The sequence below is a fragment of the Actinoplanes sp. CA-142083 genome (genome assembly GCF_050942195.1).
Classification (GTDB): Bacteria; Actinomycetota; Actinomycetes; order Mycobacteriales; family Micromonosporaceae; genus Actinoplanes.
Window position 1 is genome coordinate 2,275,044 of sequence record NZ_CP192076.1, and the last position, 20,183, is coordinate 2,295,226.

Below are 20,183 nucleotides of genomic sequence, written 5' to 3' on the forward strand. Positions count from 1 at the left end.
GCGTTATGCGGGGACACCGAGCGCGCTTTCAGGTGCGTCGTGTAAGTCTTGTTCGTCATAAGCTGCTTTTGCCGACCGCTGTGGAGGACCGGTGGCCCAGCCGCTCACGCCCGAGAACGAGCCGAGTTCCGGAGGCGCCCCGGTGCCTCCCGCCCAGGACGCGACGCAGCTCGAGCGGGCCATGTTCGAGGTCAAGCGCGTCATCGTGGGCCAAGACCGGATGGTCGAGCGGATGTTCGTGGCGCTGCTCGCGCGCGGCCACTGCCTGCTCGAGGGCGTCCCGGGCGTGGCCAAGACCCTGGCGGTCGAGACCCTCGCCAAGGTTGTCGGCGGCACGTTCTCCCGCGTCCAGTTCACGCCCGACCTGGTCCCGGCCGACATCGTCGGCACCCGCATCTACCGGCAGACGTCCGAGAAGTTCGACGTCGAGCTCGGCCCGGTCTTCGTCAACTTCCTGCTCGCCGACGAGATCAACCGCGCGCCGGCCAAGGTGCAGTCGGCCCTGCTCGAGGTCATGGCCGAGCACCAGGTGTCGATCGGCGGCCAGACCCACGAGGTGCCCGACCCGTTCCTGGTCATGGCCACGCAGAACCCGATCGAGCAGGAGGGCGTCTACCCGCTGCCCGAGGCGCAGCGCGACCGCTTCCTCATGAAGATCCTGGTCGGCTATCCGACCGACGCCGAGGAGCGCGAGATCGTCTACCGCATGGGGGTGAGCCCTCCGGAGCCCAAACAGGTCTTCGCCCCGGAGGATCTGCTCGGCCTCCAGCGCCGCGCCGACCAGGTCTTCGTGCACAACGCGCTGGTCGACTACACGGTCCGGTTGGTGCTGGCCACCCGCGCCCCGGCCCAGCACGGCATGCCCGACGTCGCCCAGCTCATTCAGTACGGCGCGAGCCCGCGCGCCTCGCTCGGCATCGTCCGGGCCACCCGCGCGCTGGCGCTGCTCCGCGGCCGCGACTACGCCCTGCCGCAGGACCTGACCGACATCGCGCCCGACATCCTGCGGCACCGCCTGGTGCTGTCCTACGACGCGCTGGCCGACGACATCCCGGCCGACCACATCGTCGCCCGCATCATGCAGAGCGTCCCGATGCCGTCGGTGGCGTCCCGCCAGGGCACCTCGCCCAACGGCAACCAGCCGGTCGGCGCCGGCGCCCCGCAGACAGGTCCCGCATGGCCGGCCCAGCACTAGAACAGCCACCCCTGGAGGGTGCGGCCCGGGCCGAGGCGGTGCTCGGGCGGCTGCAGCTGCTCGTCACCAGAAAGCTCGACGGGCTCCTCCAGGGCGACTACGTGGGTCTGCTGCCCGGTCCGGGCACCGAGGCCGGCGAGTCGAGGGAGTACCGCCCCGGCGACGACGTGCGGCGGATGGACTGGCCGGTCACGGCCCGCACCACGCTTCCGCACGTGCGGCAGACCGTCGCCGACCGCGAGCTGGAGACGTGGCTGGCGATCGACCTGTCGGCCAGCCTCGACTTCGGCACCGCCCAGTGGCTCAAACGCGACCTGGTGATCGCGGCCGCGACGGCGATGGCCCACCTGACCGTGCGCGGCGGCAACCGCATCGGTGCGGTCGTGGGCACCGGCCCCGGCGTTCCGAAAAAGGCTTTCCGCAAGGCCGCGGAGCCCGCCCACCCGCCGGTTTTCCGCCTGCCGGCCCGCCCGGGCCGCAAGGAGGCCCAGGGCCTGCTCCGGTCGATCGCCCGCACCCAGGTGCGGCCCGGCCGCGCCGACCTGGGCGAGCTGATCGACATGCTGAACCGGCCGCCCCGCCGCCGCGGCGTGGCCTGCGTCATCTCCGACTTCCTCGCGCCGGTCGACGACTGGGAGCGCCCGCTGCGCAAGCTCGGCGTCCGGCACGACGTGCTCGCGATCGAGGTCGTCGACCCGCGCGAGCTCGAGCTTCCGGACGTGGGCGTGCTCGCCCTCGCCGACCCGGAGACCGGTGAGCTGCACGAGGTGCAGACCTCCGACTCCAAGCTGCGCAGCCGTTACGCCGAGGCGGCGGCCGAGCAGCGCGGCGCGATCGCCCGTGCCCTGCGCACGGCCGGCGCCGCACACCTGCGCCTGCGCACCGACACCGACTGGCTGCTGGACATGGTCCGATTCGTGGCCGCCCAGCGACACGCACGCACCCGGGGGACGACGCGATGATCCGCTTTCTGGAGCCGTGGTGGCTGCTTGTGCTGCTGCCCGTCCTCGCGATGGCCGGCGTCTACGTCTGGCGGCAGTTCCGCCGCAAGACCTACGCGATGCGCTTCACCAACGTCAACCTCCTGCGCGCGATCGCGCCCAAGGGCCTGGGCTGGCGCCGGCACGTGTCGGCGGCCGCGTTCCTGCTCAGCCTGTTCATCCTGGGCGCCGCGCTGGCCCGGCCGTCCGTCGACAAGGAGGAGCCGCTCGAGCGGGCCACCGTGATGCTGGCGATCGATGTGTCGCTGTCGATGGAGGCCGACGACGTGGCGCCGACCCGGATCGAGGCGGCGCAGGAGGCGGCGAAGGCGTTCGTCAACGAGCTTCCGCCCAGCTACAACCTGGGCCTGGTGTCGTTCGCGAAGTCGGCGAACGTGCTGGTCTCGCCGACCAAGGACCGCTCGGCCGTGATCTCGGGGATCGACGGGCTGACGCTGGCCGAGGCGACCGCGACCGGCGAGGCGGTGTTCACCTCGCTGGACGCCATCCGCACGGTGCCCGCCGACGGCGCGGACGGCGCCCCGCCGGCCCGGATCGTGCTGCTCTCCGACGGATATCGGACATCGGGCCGCTCGATCGAGGACGCCGCGGGCGCGGCCGCACAGGCGAACGTGCCGGTGTCGACGATCGCGTTCGGCACCGACACGGGCGTGGTGGACATCCGCGGCAACCTGCAGCGGGTGCCGGTGGACCGGTTGTCGCTGCAGCAGCTGGCCGAGCAGACGAAGGGCTTCTTCTACGAGGCGGCGTCGGTCGGCGAGCTCAAGAAGGTGTACGAGGACATGGGCAGCTCGATCGGCCATCGGGTCGAGCCGCGCGAGGTGACGCAGTGGTACGCCGGGGCCGCTTTGCTGTTCGGCCTCGTGGCGGCCGGGCTGAGTCTGGTGTGGACGTCCCGGCTCCCCTAGGGCATCAGGGGTTGCTGTGCACCAGGACGAACAGGACGATCACCCAGGCTGCGGCGATGGTGAAGCTCAGGGGCGCGACGAAGTTCTTCACGGCGGACTCCGCTCTGGTGAACTGGCGTGGGGCAAGCGCTCAGGTCACGTCGCGGCCGGCGCCCGCGCATCCCGGTGTCGCGGCGCACACGACGAGAGCCGGCCGCGCCGAGGTGGCGGCGGACCGGGGGATGCGAGGCGGAGAAGCGTCAGCGGTCAGGCGCGCTGACGCGAGACCCGGCCACGACTAGGAGGATCGCTATCTCGCACAGCGATCACCTCCCAAGGATCGGGGGCCGACATCACGTCGGCGGCCGGGCCGTCAAGAACTCGGATTCCCTTGCAAGGCAAGGTTTCGAGCCGACGGGAACTGTACCCCTTAAAGCCCGCTTAAGAAACGTGGGTGGCCCCCTCGTGGCGAGGACCACCCGAGAGGACGATGTCGGTGACCGCCCGGAGGGTGGCGCTCCCCTCGACCAGGTAGTAGTCGTGACCGGCGACACCGTCGGTCGGCAGCGCGGTCGCGCCGAACGCGGGTGACGACGGCCGGCGCCCGAGCCCCAGCCCGAGCACCCGCACCTGCGGGATCCGGCGGATCCAGTCCTGCGGCGCGAGCGCCGACCAGACCCGGGCCCCGCCCAGGTCGGCGGCGTGCGAGACGCCGATGCCGGGGGCGCCGAGCGTGACCACGTCGCCGATCTCGGGCAGGTCGCGGGCGGCCAGGCCGACCACGATCGAGCCGTAGCTGTGCCCGATCAGCGTGACGGTCGTGCCGGGCCGCTGCCGCAGCACGTCCCGCACGAAGGTGATCAGGCGCCGGGCGCCGTCCTGGGCGCGGCCCTCGGTCGCGGCGGCCAGCCCGATGCCCTCGGGCGGGTCGTAGCCGAGCCACGAGATCACCGCGACGTCCGAGTCGCGCTTGCTGAGCTGCTGATAGAGGGTGCGGCCCTGCACACCGGGGGCGCGCCGGGCGACGCCGCCCAGCCCCCGGTCGAAGTCGACCAGCGTGCTGTCGACGCCCGGCACCAGGATCGCGATCCGCGACGCGCGGTTCAGGTCGCCGAACACCTCGGCGGTCCTGCCGTCGCCGGCCGGGTCGAAGAACAGGAAATGCCGTCCCTGCGCGGCCCACGTCGCGTACGGGCAGCCGGTCGCCAGCATGCGGACGGCGGTCTCGCGGTACGCCTCGGTGAAGGCGGGCAGATGGGTCTCGGCCGGCGCGGCGGAGATGACCGGAGCGACCGGGATCGGCAGCAGGAGGCTGAGGGCGAGCAGTTGCGGCAGGATTCGCATGAGCCGCACGCTCCGGCCGCGAAACCCCCGGGATCGTCACCCCACAGAGCGCATTGCGAACCCCTACCCCGGGGTGACAAGCCCCGTCTCGTACGCGAAAACCACCGCCTGTGCCCGGTCGCGCAGGTCGAATTTCGTCAGGATGCGGCCGACGTGGCTCTTGACCGTCTGCTCGGCCACCACGAGCTCGCCGGCGATCTCCTGATTGGACATGCCGCGCGCGATCAGCCGCAGCACGTCGGTCTCGCGGGGGGTCAGCGCGTTCAGCGCGGCCGGCCGGGGGCGGGCGCCCTTGCGGGCCGCGAACTCGGCGATCAGCCGCCGGGTCACCGAGGGCGCGAGCAGCGCGTCGCCGGCCGCCACCACGCGCACCGCGTTGATCAGGTCGGCGGACGGCGCGTCCTTGAGCAGGAAGCCGCTGGCGCCGGCGCGCAATGCCTCGTAGACGTAGTCGTCGAGGTCGAAGGTGGTGAGGATGAGGATCTTGGGGCCGCCGGCCAGCCGCCGGGTCGCCTCGATGCCGTCCAGCACCGGCATCCGGATGTCCATGAGCACGACGTCCGGGTCCAGCGTGCGCGACCTGGTCACCGCGGTCTCGCCGTCGGGCGCGTCGCCGACCACGACCATGTCGGGCTGGGCCGCGAGCAGCGCACCGAACCCCTCGCGAACCATCGCCTGATCGTCCGCGATCAAGATCTTTATCACTGATCAGCCTTCCCGAACGGCAGCCTCGCCTGCACCACGAAGTCGAGCCGGTCGGGCTCGGCCGTCAGTTCCCCGCCGAGCAGCGCCGCCCGCTCGCGCATCCCGATCAGACCATGCCCGCCGCCCGGCGTCGAAGGCCCGGTGCGCTTGTTGCGCACGGTGAGCTCCAGCCGATCGGCAAAGCCGCGAGCGTCGATGGTCACCGGGCCGCCAGGCGCGTGCCGCGCCGCGTTGGCCAGGGCTTCCTGCGTGATCCGGTACGCCGCCAGGCCGACCGTTCCGGGGACGGCGGCCAGCTCCTCGGAAGTGAGCGTGACGTCGACCCCGGCCGCCCGCGCGGTCGTCACCAGGTCGTCGAGGTCGGCCAGTCCCGGCTGCGGTCCGGTGGGCGCCTCGCCGTCCTCGGCGCGCAGCGCCCCGAGCAGCCGGCGCATGTCGGTCAGCGCCGCCCGGGCCGCCGTCGCGATCGTGGCCAGCTCCTCCTGCGCGCTCTCCGGCAGCCCGGGAACGCGGTAGGGGGCGGTCTCGGCGCGTACGGCGATCATCGACATGTGATGGGCCACCACGTCGTGCATCTCGCGGGCGATCCGGGCCCGCTCCTCGAGCACCGACCGCCGGGTGCGCTCGAGCGCGGTGAGCTCCTCCTGCTCGGCGACCAGCTCGCGGGTGTGCCGCCGCCGGTAGACGATGTTGCCGAGCGCGGCGATCGCCACGAGCAGCACCGCGGCGCCCCACGCGTTCGCGTCCTTGGCGTAGAGGAAGACCGGGACCAGGCTGAACGTGGTCGCCCAGACGGTGACGGCCGAGTCCTGGGTGACCGCGACCCGGCCCAGCACCAGCAGGACGGCGAGGATCTGGACCGTGTTCCACGGCCAGGACTCCTTCGGGTCGGCATTGATCACCCCGACGAACATGAACGGGTACGTGATCCGCCAGGCCAGCACCGGCCAGCGCACGCAGACGGCCACCGGCAGGACTGTCCAGGCGCCCATGATGATGATCACCACGCGCGGAAGGACGCGGTTGTCCTCGACGTATTCGCCGGCGGCGAAGCCGAGCCCGATCAGCGCGAGCAGGCCGAGCGGCGCCGCGTACAGCCAGAGACGGCGCCTCGGGGTGGGCCGCGGCGCCTCCCGCTGCCAGAGCAGGCGGTGCAGCGGCCCGGTAGCGTTACGCCTCGTCGCCGGGCGGATAGTCTCCACCCGGGCAGGTTACGGCCGCGTTGCCGGGCCGTCGTGACCCCGTGGTGCCAAACGGCACCCCCTACCTGGGTATGAGGAGCGTTTCGTCGTGGCTCGCACGGTATTGGTGACCGGAGGAAACCGGGGGATCGGCCTGGCCATCGCCCAGACGTTCGCGAAGCAGGGCGACCGGGTCGCGGTGACGCACCGCGGCAGCGGCGCGCCCGAGGGGCTGTACGGCGTGCAGTGCGACATCACCGACTCCGCCGCCGTCGACGCCGCCTTCACCCAGATCGAGAAGGACCTCGGCCCGGTCGAGGTGCTGGTGGCCAACGCCGGCATCACCGACGACACGCTGCTGCTGCGGATGAGCGACGAGCAGTTCGAGCGGGTCGTCGACACCAACCTCAAGGGCTCGTTCCGGGTCGCGAAGCGGGCCAGCTCCAAGATGCTGCGCGCCAAGTGGGGCCGCATGATCTTCATCTCGTCGGTGGTCGGCCTGTACGGCGGACCCGGTCAGGTGAACTACGCCGCCAGCAAGGCCGGCCTGGTCGGCATGGCCCGCAGCATTACTCGTGAGCTGGGCAGCCGGAACATCACGGCGAACGTGGTGGCGCCCGGGTTCATCGACACGGAGATGACGGCGGTCTTGTCCGACGACCGCCGGGCGGAGATCATCAAGGCCGTCCCGGCGGGCCGGCTGGCCACGACGGACGAGGTGGCGGCCGCGGTGACGTTCCTGGCCTCGGACGCCGCCGCCTACATCAACGGCGCGGTGATCCCGGTCGACGGCGGCCTCGGCATGGGTCACTGAGGGTTTAGGAGCGTAATTTCCGTGTCTGGATTACTCGAGGGCAAGCGGCTCCTCGTCACCGGCGTCATCACCGACGCCTCGATCGCCTTCTCGGTGGCCAAGGTGGCCCAGGAGAGCGGCGCCGAGATCGTGCTGACCGGCTACGGCCGGATGTCCCTGGTCGAGCGCATCGCGAAGCGCCTGCCCAAGCCGGCGCCGGTGATCGAGCTGGACGTCACCGACGAGGAGCAGCTCGCCTCGCTGCCCGACCACGTCCGCAAGCACGTCGACGGCCTCGACGGCATCGTGCACTCGATCGCCTTCGGCCCGCAGAGCGTGCTCGGCGGCGAGTTCCTCAACGCCGGCTGGGAGGACGTCTCCAAGGCCCTGCAGGTCTCGACGTTCTCGTACAAGTCGCTCGCGACCGCCTGCCTCCCGCTGATGCCGGACGGCGGCAGCATCGTCGGCCTCACCTTCGACGCGACCCTGGCCTGGCCGGTCTACGACTGGATGGGCGTGGCCAAGGCCGGCCTCGAGTCCGCCTCGCGCTACCTGGCGCTGCACCTCGGCCCCAAGGGCATCCGCAGCAACCTGGTCTCGGCCGGCCCGCTGCGCACCATGGCCGCCAAGTCGATCCCCGGCTTCGAGAAGTTCGAGGAGGCGTGGGTCGAGCGCTCCCCGCTCGGCTGGGACCTCGACGACGCCGAGCCCGCCGCCCGCGCCGTCTGCGCGCTGCTCTCCGACTGGTTCCCCGCCACGTCGGGTGAGGTGATCCACGTCGACGGGGGCTTCCACGCGGTCGGCACGTAAACCGGTGGCAGGATTGCGGGGTGGTTTACGACGCCTTCGTCCTGCTGTCCTTCGGCGGCCCCGAGAAGCCCGACGACGTGATGCCGTTCCTGCGCAACGTGGTGCGCGGGCGCGGCGTCCCCGAGGAACGGCTCACGGAAGTCGCCGAGCACTACATGCACTTCGGGGGCGTCTCGCCGATCAACCAGCAGTGCCGCGACCTGCTGGCCGCGGTCGGCGCCGACTTCGCCGCCAACGGCATCGACCTGCCGGCGTACTGGGGCAACCGGAACTGGCATCCGATGCTCGAGGACACCGTCGCGAAGATGCGCGACGACGGCGTCACCCACGCGTTGGGTTTCGCCACCAGCGCGTACGGCGGCTACTCGTCCTGCAAGCAGTACTGGGAGGACATCGCGCGCGCCCGGGCCAAGGTCGGCCCCGGCGCGCCGGTGATCTCCAAACTGCGCCAGTTCCACGACCATCCCGGCTTCGTGGGGCCGCACGTGTCAGCCGTACGGGATGCTCTGGAAAGTCTTGATCCCACCCGGCGGCAAACGACGCGGCTCGTCTTCACCGCGCATTCGATTCCGGTGTCGATGGCCGACACGGCGGGCCCTTCCGGCGGCAGGTACACGGCGCAGCTCGACGAGACCGCCCGCCTGGTCGCCGCCGAGGCCGCCGACGACCTGCCGTGGGACCTGGTCTGGCAGAGCCGCTCCGGCCCGCCGCAGGTGCCGTGGCTCGAGCCCGACATCAACGACCACCTGACCGCGCTCGCCAAGGACGGCGTCACCGACGTCGTGGTCAGCCCGATCGGTTTCGTCTCCGATCACCTCGAAGTCATCTGGGACCTCGACAATGAGGCGGCCGAAACGGCGAAACGGCTCGGCCTCGGGTACGCCCGCGCGGCCACCCCCGGCATCGATTCCCGCTTCGTCACCATGGTCCGCCAGCTGGTCCTCGAGCGCACCGCCGGGCAGCCTCGACAGCGACTCGGTACGCTCCCGATCTGGGACGACTGCCCCGGCGGCTGCTGCCCCACACCACAGCGACGAGGAGCGTCATGACCGAGCGCAAGGCCATCGAGAGCTGGCTCACCGACATGGACGGGGTCCTCGTCCACGAGGGCGAGCCGGTCCCCGGCGCGCCCGAGTTCGTCAACCGGATGAAGGCGTCCGGCAAGCCCTTCCTCATCCTCACCAACAACTCGATCTACACCCCGCGCGACCTGCAGGCCCGCCTCAACCGCATGGGCTTCGACGTGCCCGAGCAGTCGATCTGGACGGCGGCCCTGGCAACGGCCCAGTTCCTGGCCGACCAGCGCCCCGGCGGCACCGCGTACGTGATCGGCGAGGCGGGTCTGACGACGGCCATGCACGCCGCCGGTTACGTCCTGACCGAGTTCGACCCGGATTACGTAGTCCTCGGCGAGACCCGCACCTACAGCTTCGAGCAGATCACCAAGGCCATCCGCCTGATCGACGGCGGCGCCCGCTTCATCTGCACCAACCCCGACGCGACCGGCCCGTCCAACGAGGGCGCCCTGCCGGCGGCGGGCTCAGTGGCCGCGATGATCTCGAAGGCCACCGGCGTAGAACCCTACTTCGTAGGCAAGCCCAACCCGATGATGATGCGCTCCGCGCTGAACACCATCGAGGCCCACAGCGAGAGCACCGCCATGATCGGCGACCGCATGGACACCGACATCCTGTGCGGCCTGGAGGCGGGCCTAGAGACGATCCTGGTGTTGACGGGGATCAGCACCAGAACCGAGGCCGAGAAGTACCCATTCCGCCCATCCCGCATCATCAACTCGGTAGCCGACCTGATCAGCGAGATCTAGAGCTCTGCCACCCCTTCGGGTGCGCGAGGCTTTGCTTTGCGCACCTATACGTGCCGCCAGCACGGCGCCGACCACGGCGCGACCGGTTGTCGTAGCCCGGCGGCGCGCTTCGTTGCGGTGTGGGTCCCTCTGTCCCGCCATATGGCGGCGGCCCTCAGATGATGGGACCGTGTCCCGCATGCCGGCCGACCGTCCCGGTCACTGGGCGCGTCGGCCACACGGCGGGATCCTGCCAGAAATATACGGTTATTTCCGGCGTCGGCCCCTGTCGGTCGGTGAAGGATGATGAGTTCCCGCGCGCGCCGAACGGCAATTGCACAAGATCTCGGCGGCCGGGCCAGCGATCGGTGCCGTTGGGCTCGCCCTCGCCCGGCATAAGGCCTCATAACGGAACGCTGCCGGCGCGACTGCCACAAGCACCGCGCCCGCGCCCGCCCCGCGCCCGCGCCCGCCCCGCGCCCGCCCCGCGCCCGCGCCCGCCCCGCGCCCGCGCCCGCCCCGCGCCCGCGCCCGCCCCGCGCCCGCGCCCGCCCCGCGCCCGCGCCCGCCCCGCGCCCGCGCCCGCCCCGCGCCCGCGCCCGCGCCCGCCCCGCGCCCGCGCCCGCCCCGCGCCCGCGCCGCGCCCGCGCGTTTTTTGATCTCCGCAGCGCCCACAGGCCATCCCCCGCCCCGGCACTGGGTGGGGCCCAACTCAAGCACCGGGGTACGACATTTCCGCGCGACCATCCACAGGTGACGACTTACGATCTCCGAGCGATGGCCGGGGTATGGGGCAGCGCCCCATGGTCTTCAATAGCCACATGACAGCTTGGCGAGACATCGAGCAGGCGGCTCCAGAGTTCGCAGCCAGGGTGCAGGCCCTCTTCGACGCCCACAAGCACAAAACCATGGCCACGATCCGGGCCGATGGCTCCCCAAGAATCTCCGGCATAGAGGCAGCTTTCACCGACGGCGAGCTCACCTTCGGCTCCATGCCAAACTCACGCAAGGGCGCCGACCTGGCCCGTGACCCAAGGCTCGCCCTCCACAGCGCCACCGTCGACCCCGTAAGCGGCGAGGAAGCAACCTGGCCAGGCGAAGCAAAGATCGCTGGCCGGGCGCGCAAAGACGGCGACGCCTACCGAGTCGACATCACCGAGGTCGTGCACACCCACCTCGACGAGAAGGCCACCGTCCTGGTAGTCGAGTGGTGGACGCCGACCCACGGCCTGCGCCGGGCCGAACGAGACTGAAGAATGACCGGCATGTCTGCACCTGTCGAAGATCTGCCCGGGTGGGATTCGCTGCCGGCGGAGTCGCACAAGCAATTCCTAGCTGCCGATCTACCCGCCGCCATGCTGCAACAGGACGAGAGCGTCAACTTCGCGCTGGGCCCCACATTGGCCGAAGCCGACATGCCAGGGATCGGGCGGGTGCTGCGATTCGGCTACGGCACCGGGCTCTTCGCCGGGGAGTTTTGTCTCGATTCGGCAACAGGCGAAGTGAAGCTGGCGCGGCCGGACGACCTGCCACCGAACTTCGTGAACTCGAGTCTCGAGCAGTTCGGCCGATCCGTAAGAGTCGTCCTCGACCACGAGGACGACCTCACCCACGGCGACCCCGACACCTGCGCGGATGCGGCCCAGGAGGTCCGGGGAAAGATCGCAGCGATCGACCCGCCGGCGGACCGGACCGACACGTACTGGGACGCTCTGTACTACGAGCTTGCCGACGGCACCTATTCGGACTTCTAGTGAAATGTCCGGAAGGTCGTAGCGGAACATCCGGAGGAAATTGACCATCTAGGATCCGTCGAGTCCGCGTGACATTGATGATCACGCATGAAGAGGTCCGATACGCCGCGCGCAGGGGGGCTACCACGCGCGCGGGTGGAAGGGACGACGGATTCGATGGAAAGAACCACCAGGACCGCCGTATGGGGGCGCCTGGCGGCGGTCCTCCTGCTGCTCTGGTCGCTGGTCGGCGGGCTGCCCGCCGACCCGGCGTTCGCAGGCAAGGCCGTCGCCGCATTGTCGGCGGTGGATCCGGGTTGCCCGCCGGTCACGGCCGACGGCCAAGTTGTCTACGGCTGCAACGAACTGAGCCGCAATCTGCAGAAAGCGCGCCTGTGGCTGCAACAGAACAAGCCGCGCGGCACCACCGACAAGCTGTTCAAGAACGCCGGCGCGTCGAATTACGCGATCGCGAAGCTGCGGGACGGCACGTACATCATCGGGTACAGCGACAACCTCGCGCACTCCGAGGAGCGGCTGCTCGACCAGATGAACGGCAAGACGCAGCGCGTCGTCTTCGACCCGGCGACCGGCCGCGTGTCGTACCAGGCGCCGCGGGCCTCGCCGATCGTCGAAGGCTTCTCCGAGCTGGAGCCGTGCGCCAACAAATGCGACCCGAAGCTGAACAGCGCTGGCGTCCGCCAGAAGTTCACCTGGTCGTACCAGTGGAACGGCCGGCCGGGCGACAGCGACGACGAGATCAAGGCGATCCGGGACCGGGCCAACAACTCGAAGACCGGCGCCAAGCCGCTCGCGCTCAGGCAGCTGAAGGCCAACGGCGCGCCGGGGCGGATCGACATCCCGGAGAACCTGCGCAGCGGCATCGGCCAGTCGGCCCAGCGGATCGCCGGGCCCGGGCGGCCGGGCGGCATCGACTTCTCGTCGGTGCAGCTGAGATACGTCTCCGATGGGGCGTCGGGCAACACGTACTCGTTCAAGGCGCCGGCGACCCCCGGCAAGCCGTCCACCGACGGCACGGGGGCGATCTATGACGCGTACGAGGCGATGAATGTCTGGATGACGGTGCAGCCCTCCAAATTCTGGGTGAACCTGAATCCCGACGAGCCGGACCGGATCATCGATGCCGACCTGGCGCAGACGGACGTCGGTCACGTGCTCCTGAAGGCGGACCTCACGCTCAAGGAGACCGGCACCAAGCTGCTCGACCCGAACCAGCCGGTCGGCAAGAAGTTCTGGGACCGGATGGAGGCGGCCGGCCTCACCAAGTTCTGCAACCGGGACTGGATCGTCCCGAAGCAGGCCACCGTGCGCGAGTCCGGCTCGGAGATCTACATCCTGGACGCGCCGCTCGAGGTGAAGACCGAGGGCGACGACTTCCAGATTCCCGGCGACTTCACCTGTCCGGCGGACTCCAAGCCGGCCAGCGAGATCTACCGGTCGGTCATCACCCCGGAGCTGACCCGCCTGGTGAACGAGGCGCCGGAGTACACCGACCTCCGCCGGATCTACATCAGCCGGGTCGCGGCCGAGTGGTACCGGCAGCGGATGGCGAAGAACGGGACGGCCGAGGACTTCGGGATCGACAGCAACAACGTCGACACCCTCGAGGCGATCAACCCGTGGAACCCGAAGGACATCTACAACCAGTACCTGAAGGAGCTGAACAGCGTCACCTACACGACGCCGGACGGCTTCGTGGTCACCACCGGCGGCGTGGACTTCACCCAGCCGGTCAAGGTGGACACCCTCGGCGACACCGCGTTCCAGAACCAGTACCCGGCGCTGCCGGCGACGGTGCAGAAGTCGATCACCGAGGTGGCCAGGACCACCGATGAGAAGGACGCGTTCAACGGCGGCGCCGACCAGGTGCCGGCCATCACGAAGGCGCCGACGGCCAGCCCATCCCCGTCCGGGACGGGAACCGCGGGCGGGCAGAACGGCAACAACGGCGGGCAGGGCGGCGGGCTGCCGATCACCGGCGCGCCGGTCTTCGCGATCGCCGCGGCCGGCGTCGTGCTGATCCTGGCCGGCCTGCTGGCCCTGTGGCGCACCCGCCGGGTGCGCTTCGTCGCCAGGCGCTGACCCAAAGGTCCGGAGGGCCCGGCGGCGAAACGCCGCCGGCCTTCCGGACGAGAAATCAGCCCCCGCTGAGCGGGACCACGTCGGGCGCGCCCAGCCGGGCCGCGTCGGCGGTCTCGTCGTCGGGCTGGTCCTGGGAGCGGCGTTCGGCCTCGACGCGCAGGCGGTAGTTCTCGACTTCGCGGGCCGTCTGCTCGTCGGTCCAGCCCAGGATCCCGGAGGCCAGCGCGGCGGCCACCGGCGCGGCGGCCACGCCCCGGTCGAAGGTCTCGATCGAGACGCGGGTGCGGCGGGTGAGCAGATCCTCCAGGTGGCGGGCGCCCTCGTGGCTGGCCGCGTACACCATCTCGGCCCGCAGGTAGTCCTCGGCGCCCTCCAGCGGGCCGGCCAGCGACGGGTCGGCACTGATCAGGTCGAGCACCTCGGTGACCAGCGAGCCGTACCGGCCGAGCAGGTGCTCGACGCGGGCCACGTGCAGGCCGGACTCGGTGGCCAGCACCCGGCGGCGGTTCCACAGCGCGGTGTAGCCGTCCGCGCCGAGCAGCGGCACCTCCTGGGTGCAGGAGGCCGGGACCGAGCGGCCCAGGCCGTGCACGCAGGCGTCGACCGCGTCGCGGGCCATCACCCGGTACGTCGTGTACTTGCCGCCCGCGACGACGACCAGGCCGGGCACGGGACTGCCGACCGTGTGCTCGCGCGACAGCTGCGACGTGGACTCCGACTCGCCGGACAGCAGCGGCCGCAGCCCGGCGTACACGCCCTGCACGTCGGCGCGCGACAGCGGCGTGGACAGCACCGAGTTGACGTGTTCGAGCAGGTAGTCGATGTCGGTGCTGGACGCGGCCGGATGCGCCTTGTCGAGCGCCCAGTCGGTGTCGGTGGTGCCGATGATCCAGTGCCGGCCCCACGGGATCACGAAGAGCACACTCTTCTCGGTGCGCAGGATCAGGCCGGTCTTGGACTGGATGCGGTCGCGGGGCACGACCAGGTGGATGCCCTTGGAGGCGCGGACGTGGAACTGGCCACGCTCGCCGACCAGGGCCTGGGTGTCGTCGGTCCACACCCCGGTCGCGTTGATCACCTGCTGGGCGCGGACCTCGAAGGTGCGGTCGTGCTCGAGGTCGTGCACGCGTACGCCGGTGACCCGCTCGCCCTCGCGCAGGAAGCCGACCACCTCGGCCCGGGACGCGACGTGGGCGCCGTACCCGGCCGCGGTGCGCGCCAGGAACATCGTGTGCCGCGCGTCGTCGACCTGGGCGTCGTAGTACTGCAGGGCGCCGACCAGGGATTCCTTCTTGAGCGCCGGGCACTCGCGCAGCGCTCCCCGTAGCGTCAGGTTGCGATGGCGGGGGAGCCCGCCGTTGAGCGCCATGGTGTCGTAGAGCGTGACCCCGCTGCCCGCGTAGACCCGCTCCCAGGCCCGGTGCTGCAGCGGGTAGAGGAAGCGCACCGGCCGTACGAGATGGGGCGCCAGCCGGGTCAGGAGCAGCCCGCGCTCCCGCAGCGCCTCGCGGACCAGCGCGAAGTCGAGCATCTCGAGGTAGCGCAGGCCGCCGTGGATGAGCTTGCTGGATCGGCTCGACGTGCCCGAGGCGAAGTCGCGCGCCTCGACCAGGCCCGTGGCCAGGCCGCGGGTGGTGGCGTCGAGGGCGCAACCCGCGCCCACCACGCCGCCGCCCACGACCAGCACGTCGAGCTCGGCGCCGGCCAGCGCGGCCAGCGCCGAGTCCCGATACTCCGGTGACAGAGCCGTCATGTCAGTCCACGTCCACCCAGTCGAGAGTGCGCTGCACCGCCTTCTTCCACCGGGCATACCCCTCGGAGCGCTGTTCATCCGTCCAGGACGGCTGCCAGCGCTGTGATTCGTTCCAGTTGTCGCGCAACTCGTCGGTCGACTTCCAGAAGCCGACCGCCAGGCCGGCCGCGTACGCGGCGCCCAGCGCGGTCGTCTCGGCCACCACCGGGCGGCTGACCGGCACGCCGAGCACGTCCGCCTGAAGCTGCATGCAAAGCGCGTTCTGCGTGATGCCGCCGTCGACCTTGAGCACGTCCAGGGTCACGCCGGAGTCCTGCGCCATCGCGTCGACCACGTCGCGGCTCTGGTAGCAGATCGACTCGAGGGTGGCCCGGGCGATGTGCGCGCCCGTGTTGAAGCGGGACAGGCCGACGATCGCGCCGCGGGCGTCGGAGCGCCAGTACGGCGCGAACAGGCCGGAGAAGGCGGGCACGAAGTACACGCCGCCGCTGTCCGGCACGGTCGCCGCGAGGGTCTCGCTGTCGGCCGCCGAGTTGATCACGTGGAGCTGGTCGCGCAGCCACTGCACGGCCGAGCCGGTCACCGCGATCGAGCCCTCCAGGGCGTAGACCGGCGCCGCGTCGCCGAACTTGTAGCAGACCGTCGTGAGCAGGCCGTTCTCCGAACGGACGAGCTCGGTGCCGGTGTTGAGCAGCATGAAGTTGCCGGTGCCGTACGTGTTCTTGGCCTCGCCGGGGGAGAAGCAGACCTGGCCGACGGTGGCCGCCTGCTGGTCGCCCAGGTCACCGGTGAGCGGCACCTCCCCGCCCAGCGTTCCGGGCCAGCGCGCGACGCCGTACGTGTTGGGGTCGGAAGAGGGCCGGATCTCGGGGAGCATCGAGCGCGGGATCCCGAAGAAGCCGAGCAACTCGTCGTCCCACTGGAGGGTCTCCAGGTTCATCAGCATCGTGCGGCTGGCGTTGGTGACGTCGGTGATGTGGTTGCCGCCGTCGACTCCGCCGGTCATGTTCCACAGCAGCCAGCTGTCGGTGTTGCCGAAGATGGCGTCGCCGCGCTCGGCCGCCTCGCGGACGCCGTCGACGTTCTCGAGGATCCACTGGATCTTGCCGCCGGAGAAGTACGTGGCCGGGGGCAGGCCGGCCTTGCGGCGGATCACGTCGCCGCGGCCGTCGCGGTCGAGGGCGGACGCGATCCGGTCGGTACGCGTGTCCTGCCAGACGATCGCGTTGTAGTACGGCCGGCCGGACCGCCGGTCCCAGACCACCGCGGTCTCGCGCTGGTTGGTGACGCCGAGCGCGGCCAGGTCGGTGGCCTGCAGGTTCGCGTTCTGCATGGCGGTGCGGATGACGGTGGTCGTCCGGTCGAGGATCTCGACCGGGTTGTGCTCCACCCATCCGGCCTGCGGCAGGATCTGCTCGTGCTCGAGCTGGTGGCGGGCCACCTCGTTGCCGCTGTGATCGAAGATCATGAAGCGGGTGCTGGTCGTGCCCTGGTCGACTGCGCCGACGAAGTCAGCCACGGGTTGCCTCCAGTTTCTCGTCTCCGGGCGGGGTGGGAACCCGGCCCGGCTCTTGCGGCACGCCGGCGCCCGGCAGGAACCGCGCGATGGCGACCTGGTACAGGCCGGCGCCGATCACGCCGCCGATGATCGGTGCGACGATCGGGATCCAGAAATAGAGATACCCGGTCTGATCGCGGAATGCACCGCCGTAGCCGGTGAGGAAGCTGGCGAGTCGCGGTCCGAAGTCACGAGCGGGGTTGATCGCGTACCCCGCGTTGGTGCCCCACGCCATGCCGATCCCGACCACGATCAGGCCGATGATGAAGGGTGCCAGGTTCGCGCCGGGGGCGGTGTTCAGCTCGTCGGTGATGGCCAGGATCAGGAACAGCAGGATGGCCGTGCCGACGATCTGGTCGAGGAACGCGGTCCAATGCGAGACCGGCAGCGCGCCGTTGCCGGGCAGGGTCGAGAACACGCCCTGCGTCTTGATCGTCAGGAACGGGTCCTTCGCGTGCAACACGTCGCTGTAGACCCAGCGAACCGTCAGGGCGGCGACGAACGCCCCGAGGAACTGCGCGAGGGAGTAGGGGACCACTTTGCGCCACTCGAAGCCCTTGAAGACCGCGAGCGCGACGGTGACGGCCGGGTTGAGGTGCGCGCCGCTGGTCCGGGCGGCCACGTACACGCCGAGTACGACGCCCAGGCCCCAGGCCCAGGCGATGCTGTCGTGGTCGCCGAAGCCGCCCGCGACCACCTGGGCGACGACGCCCACGCCGAAGAGGATGAGGATCATGGTCCCGGCGAACTCGGCGATCAGTTCGCCCAGCAAGCCCGGGATCTTCAGACGTTCTGCCATGTGCCCTCCTTGCTCGATGCCCCTGGACGCTAGGTAGCGGGCAGGACACGGGCAATGACGGGCGTTCGGCATTGTCGAATTTCGACGACCGTCGGCGTTCACGCCCTGACATAGAGTCGGAAACGTGCCCGGAACAGTGCAGTCCATCGAGCGGGCCGCCGCGGTGCTGCGCCTGCTCGCGGGCGGCTCGGGGCGCTTGGCGCTGGGCGAGATCGCCCGCTCGCTGGATCTCGCCAAGGGCACCACTCACGGCATACTGCGCACCCTGCAGCATGTCGGATTCGTCGAGCAGGACCGCGCCTCCGGCCGCTACGGCCTCGGGTCCGGCCTGGTCCGGCTGGCCACCAGCCACCTCGACGTCAACGAGCTGCGCTCCCACGCGATCAACTGGGCCGACCCGCTCGCGGCGCGCAGCGGCGAGGCCGTACGGATCGGCACGGTCCTCGACGGACAGGTGCAGGTCATCCACCACGTGTTCCGCCCGGACGACACGTTCCAGACCCTCGACGTCGGCGCCCTGCTGCCGATGCACGCCACCGCGCTCGGCAAGGTGCTCCTCGCGTACCGGGCGGCCGGCGCCGTGCCCGCGACGGAGCTCGACCGCTTCACCCGCCGCACCATCCGCACGCCCGCGGCCCTCGCGGCCGAGCTCCAGCAGGTGCGCGACATCGGCTGGAGCCTCGAGGCCGAGGAGATGACCCCCGGTATCGCTTCCGTGGCCGCGCCGATCCGCGGGTACGGCGGGCTCGTCGTCGGCGCCATCGGCATCAGCGGCCTGGTCGAACGGATCTGCAACAGCCACTACCGCCCGCACCAGCACCTCGTCGGCTACGTCCGCGACGCGGCCCGCGCCATCTCACGGGAGCTGATCCTCTAGGGGGCATCATGACCGAGCGCTACGTCGTCGCCATCGACCAGGGCACCACCTCGACCCGGTGCATCGTGTTCGACCGTCGCGGCCGGCTCGTGTCGGTGGCCCAGCAGGAGCACAAGCAGTACTACCCCAAGCCCGGCTGGGTCGAGCACGACGCCGCCGAGATCTGGCGCAACCTGGAGCGGCTCGCCCCCGAGGCGCTGCGCCGGGCCGGCATCACCGAGGAGCAGGTGGCGGCGGTCGGCATCGCCAACCAGCGCGAGACCACCCTGCTGTGGGACCGCGACACGGGCATGCCGGTCGGCCACGCGATCGTCTGGCAGGACACCCGGACCGACGACCTCGTACGCCTGCTCAAGGACAACCCCGGCGCTCCCGTCGTCGAGCACAACTCCGGGCTGCCGATCACGACCTACTTCTCCGGCCCGCGCGTGCGCTGGATGCTCGACCACCAGCCGCAGCTGCGCGAGCGCGCCGAACGCGGCGAGATCCTCTTCGGCACGATGGAGACCTGGCTGATCTGGAAGCTCACCGGCGGCCTGCACGTCACCGACGTGACCAACGCCAGCCGGACCATGCTGCTCGACGTGCACACCCTCGACTGGTCGCCGGCGGCCCTCGCCTTCTTCGGCATCCCGCGGGCCATGCTGCCCGAGGTGCGGCCTTCGATCGGCGTGTTCGGCACCGCGGTGGCGGCGTTTCCCGGCGTACGGATCGGGGCCGCGCTCGGCGACCAGCAGGCCGCGCTCTTCGGGCAGACGTGCTTCACGCCGGGCGAGGCCAAATGCACGTACGGGACCGGGAGCTTCCTGCTGCTGAACACCGGCGGCGAGCTGGTGCGCTCGACGCACGGGCTGCTCAGCACCGTCGCGTACCAGATCGCCGGCGGACCGGCCGCGTACGCGCTCGAAGGCTCGATCGCGATCACCGGCTCGCTCGTGCAGTGGTTCCGCGACCAGCTCGAGCTCATCGCCAGCGCCCCCGAGATCGAGACGCTGGCCCGCACGGTCGCCGACAACGGCGGCTGTTACATCGTCCCGGCCTTCTCCGGCCTGTACGCCCCGTACTGGCGCAGCGAGGCGCGCGGGGTGATCGTCGGCTTGACGTCGTACATCACCAAGGGCCACCTGGCGCGGGCCGTGCTGGAGGCCACCGCCTGGCAGACCCGCGAGGTCGTCGACGCGATGAACGCCGACTCCGGCCTGGATCTCACGACCCTGCGGGTGGACGGCGGGATGACGGCCGACAACCTGCTCATGCAGTTCCTCGCCGACGTGCTGGACGTGCCGGTGGTGCGGCCGCTCGCCGCCGAGACGGTCTCGCTGGGGGCGGCGTACGCGGCCGGGCTGGCCGTCGACTACTGGCCCGACCTGGAGGGGCTGCGCCAGAACTGGCACCGGGCCGCCCAATGGCTGCCCACGATGGACCCGGAGATCCGCTCGGCGGAGTACGGGAACTGGCAGCGGGCGGTCAAGCGGACCTTCGACTGGACGAGACCCTCGTAGCGCGTAAGATCCACGCCAGGTCATGAGCGCCAGCACTGAGCCCCGGCTTGCTGGCCGGCAACCCCCCTGCGCGGGCGGGGTGCCCCGGGTGAGGACCGGGCCCGTCGCGCGGTGCGGCGGGCAAGTCGCGCGAAACGG

The 20,183-nt window shown here is 70.8% G+C and carries 18 protein-coding genes and 1 riboswitch; of the genes, 12 read left to right on the forward strand and 6 right to left on the reverse strand.

Annotated features, from left to right (window positions below):
• Window positions 1–91 precede the first annotated feature (91 nt).
• From ACQPZX_RS10840 to ACQPZX_RS10850, 3 genes are read left to right on the forward strand one after another with little or no spacing between them, the layout of a single operon-like run.
• Window positions 92–1,195, forward strand: coding sequence for an AAA family ATPase (locus ACQPZX_RS10840; RefSeq protein ID WP_433377974.1), 1,104 nt, complete (start codon window positions 92–94; stop codon window positions 1,193–1,195).
• On the forward strand, window positions 1,177–2,157 hold the full coding sequence (locus ACQPZX_RS10845; RefSeq protein ID WP_433377977.1) for a DUF58 domain-containing protein: 981 nt from the start codon (window positions 1,177–1,179) through the stop codon (window positions 2,155–2,157). Before ACQPZX_RS10840 ends, ACQPZX_RS10845 begins: the two co-directional genes overlap by 19 nt.
• The gene (locus ACQPZX_RS10850; RefSeq protein ID WP_433377980.1) at window positions 2,154–3,104 is read left to right on the forward strand and encodes a VWA domain-containing protein; all 951 of its coding nucleotides are present in this window, start codon (window positions 2,154–2,156) and stop codon (window positions 3,102–3,104) included. The genes ACQPZX_RS10845 and ACQPZX_RS10850 overlap by 4 nt, the downstream gene beginning before the upstream one ends.
• Window positions 3,105–3,524: 420 nt before the next feature.
• Here the strand turns inward: ACQPZX_RS10850 and ACQPZX_RS10855 are convergent, their stop codons facing one another.
• The 3 genes from ACQPZX_RS10855 to ACQPZX_RS10865 form a co-directional block, all read right to left on the reverse strand.
• On the reverse strand, window positions 3,525–4,427 hold the full coding sequence (locus tag ACQPZX_RS10855; protein ID WP_433377983.1) for an alpha/beta hydrolase: 903 nt from the start codon (window positions 4,425–4,427) through the stop codon (window positions 3,525–3,527).
• A 63-nt stretch (window positions 4,428–4,490) separates the two neighbouring features.
• The gene (locus ACQPZX_RS10860) at window positions 4,491–5,132 is read right to left on the reverse strand and encodes a response regulator (protein ID WP_433377986.1); all 642 of its coding nucleotides are present in this window, start codon (window positions 5,130–5,132) and stop codon (window positions 4,491–4,493) included.
• Entirely contained in the window at window positions 5,129–6,334 is a 1,206-nt protein-coding gene (locus ACQPZX_RS10865) for a sensor histidine kinase (protein ID WP_433377989.1), read from the reverse strand. The genes ACQPZX_RS10860 and ACQPZX_RS10865 overlap by 4 nt, the downstream gene beginning before the upstream one ends.
• 88 nt (window positions 6,335–6,422) lie before the next feature.
• On the opposite strand from ACQPZX_RS10865, the gene ACQPZX_RS10870 reads away from it, so the two are divergent.
• From ACQPZX_RS10870 to ACQPZX_RS10900, 7 genes are all read left to right on the forward strand, one after another.
• Window positions 6,423–7,127 carry a beta-ketoacyl-ACP reductase gene (locus tag ACQPZX_RS10870; RefSeq protein WP_433377992.1) on the forward strand — a complete coding sequence of 235 codons (705 nt, stop codon included), beginning with the start codon at window positions 6,423–6,425 and terminating at the stop codon, window positions 7,125–7,127.
• Between the two features lie 21 nt (window positions 7,128–7,148).
• Window positions 7,149–7,916, forward strand: a complete 768-nt coding sequence (fabI, locus tag ACQPZX_RS10875) for an enoyl-ACP reductase FabI (RefSeq protein WP_433377995.1) — start codon at window positions 7,149–7,151, stop codon at window positions 7,914–7,916.
• A gap of 20 nt (window positions 7,917–7,936) precedes the next feature.
• The gene (locus ACQPZX_RS10880) at window positions 7,937–8,965 is read left to right on the forward strand and encodes a ferrochelatase (RefSeq protein ID WP_433377998.1); all 1,029 of its coding nucleotides are present in this window, start codon (window positions 7,937–7,939) and stop codon (window positions 8,963–8,965) included.
• Entirely contained in the window at window positions 8,908–9,741 is an 834-nt protein-coding gene (locus ACQPZX_RS10885; protein ID WP_433385181.1) for an HAD-IIA family hydrolase, read from the forward strand. Before ACQPZX_RS10880 ends, ACQPZX_RS10885 begins: the two co-directional genes overlap by 58 nt.
• Window positions 9,742–10,541: 800 nt before the next feature.
• Entirely contained in the window at window positions 10,542–10,973 is a 432-nt protein-coding gene (locus tag ACQPZX_RS10890; protein WP_433378000.1) for a pyridoxamine 5'-phosphate oxidase family protein, read from the forward strand.
• Window positions 10,974–10,976: 3 nt separating this feature from the next.
• Entirely contained in the window at window positions 10,977–11,474 is a 498-nt protein-coding gene (locus ACQPZX_RS10895) for an SUKH-4 family immunity protein (protein ID WP_433378003.1), read from the forward strand.
• Window positions 11,475–11,630: 156 nt separating this feature from the next.
• Complete coding sequence (locus tag ACQPZX_RS10900; RefSeq protein ID WP_433378006.1) at window positions 11,631–13,556, forward strand: hypothetical protein; 1,926 nt, start codon at window positions 11,631–11,633, stop codon at window positions 13,554–13,556.
• 55 nt (window positions 13,557–13,611) lie between these two features.
• Here ACQPZX_RS10900 and ACQPZX_RS10905 read toward each other — a convergent pair whose 3' ends face one another.
• Genes ACQPZX_RS10905 through ACQPZX_RS10915 form a run of 3 tightly spaced genes read right to left on the reverse strand, consistent with a single transcriptional unit; the run spans window position 13,612 to window position 17,666 of the window.
• A complete protein-coding gene (locus ACQPZX_RS10905) occupies window positions 13,612–15,309 on the reverse strand; it encodes a glycerol-3-phosphate dehydrogenase/oxidase (RefSeq protein WP_433378009.1) in 1,698 nt (565 codons plus the stop codon).
• Window position 15,310: 1 nt separating this feature from the next.
• Window positions 15,311–16,828, reverse strand: a complete 1,518-nt coding sequence (glpK, locus tag ACQPZX_RS10910) for a glycerol kinase GlpK (protein ID WP_433378012.1) — start codon at window positions 16,826–16,828, stop codon at window positions 15,311–15,313.
• Window positions 16,821–17,666 carry an MIP/aquaporin family protein gene (locus ACQPZX_RS10915; protein WP_433378015.1) on the reverse strand — a complete coding sequence of 282 codons (846 nt, stop codon included), beginning with the start codon at window positions 17,664–17,666 and terminating at the stop codon, window positions 16,821–16,823. The genes glpK (ACQPZX_RS10910) and ACQPZX_RS10915 overlap by 8 nt, the downstream gene beginning before the upstream one ends.
• A gap of 124 nt (window positions 17,667–17,790) precedes the next feature.
• On the opposite strand from ACQPZX_RS10915, the gene ACQPZX_RS10920 reads away from it, so the two are divergent.
• Window positions 17,791–18,543, forward strand: coding sequence for an IclR family transcriptional regulator (locus ACQPZX_RS10920; protein ID WP_433378018.1), 753 nt, complete (start codon window positions 17,791–17,793; stop codon window positions 18,541–18,543).
• Between the two features lie 8 nt (window positions 18,544–18,551).
• Window positions 18,552–20,045: a glycerol kinase GlpK gene (gene glpK, locus ACQPZX_RS10925; RefSeq protein WP_433378021.1), complete on the forward strand. Its 1,494-nt coding sequence runs from the start codon at window positions 18,552–18,554 to the stop codon at window positions 20,043–20,045.
• An 18-nt stretch (window positions 20,046–20,063) separates the two neighbouring features.
• A riboswitch (SAM riboswitch) is annotated at window positions 20,064–20,179 on the forward strand.
• Window positions 20,180–20,183: the final 4 nt, after the last annotated feature.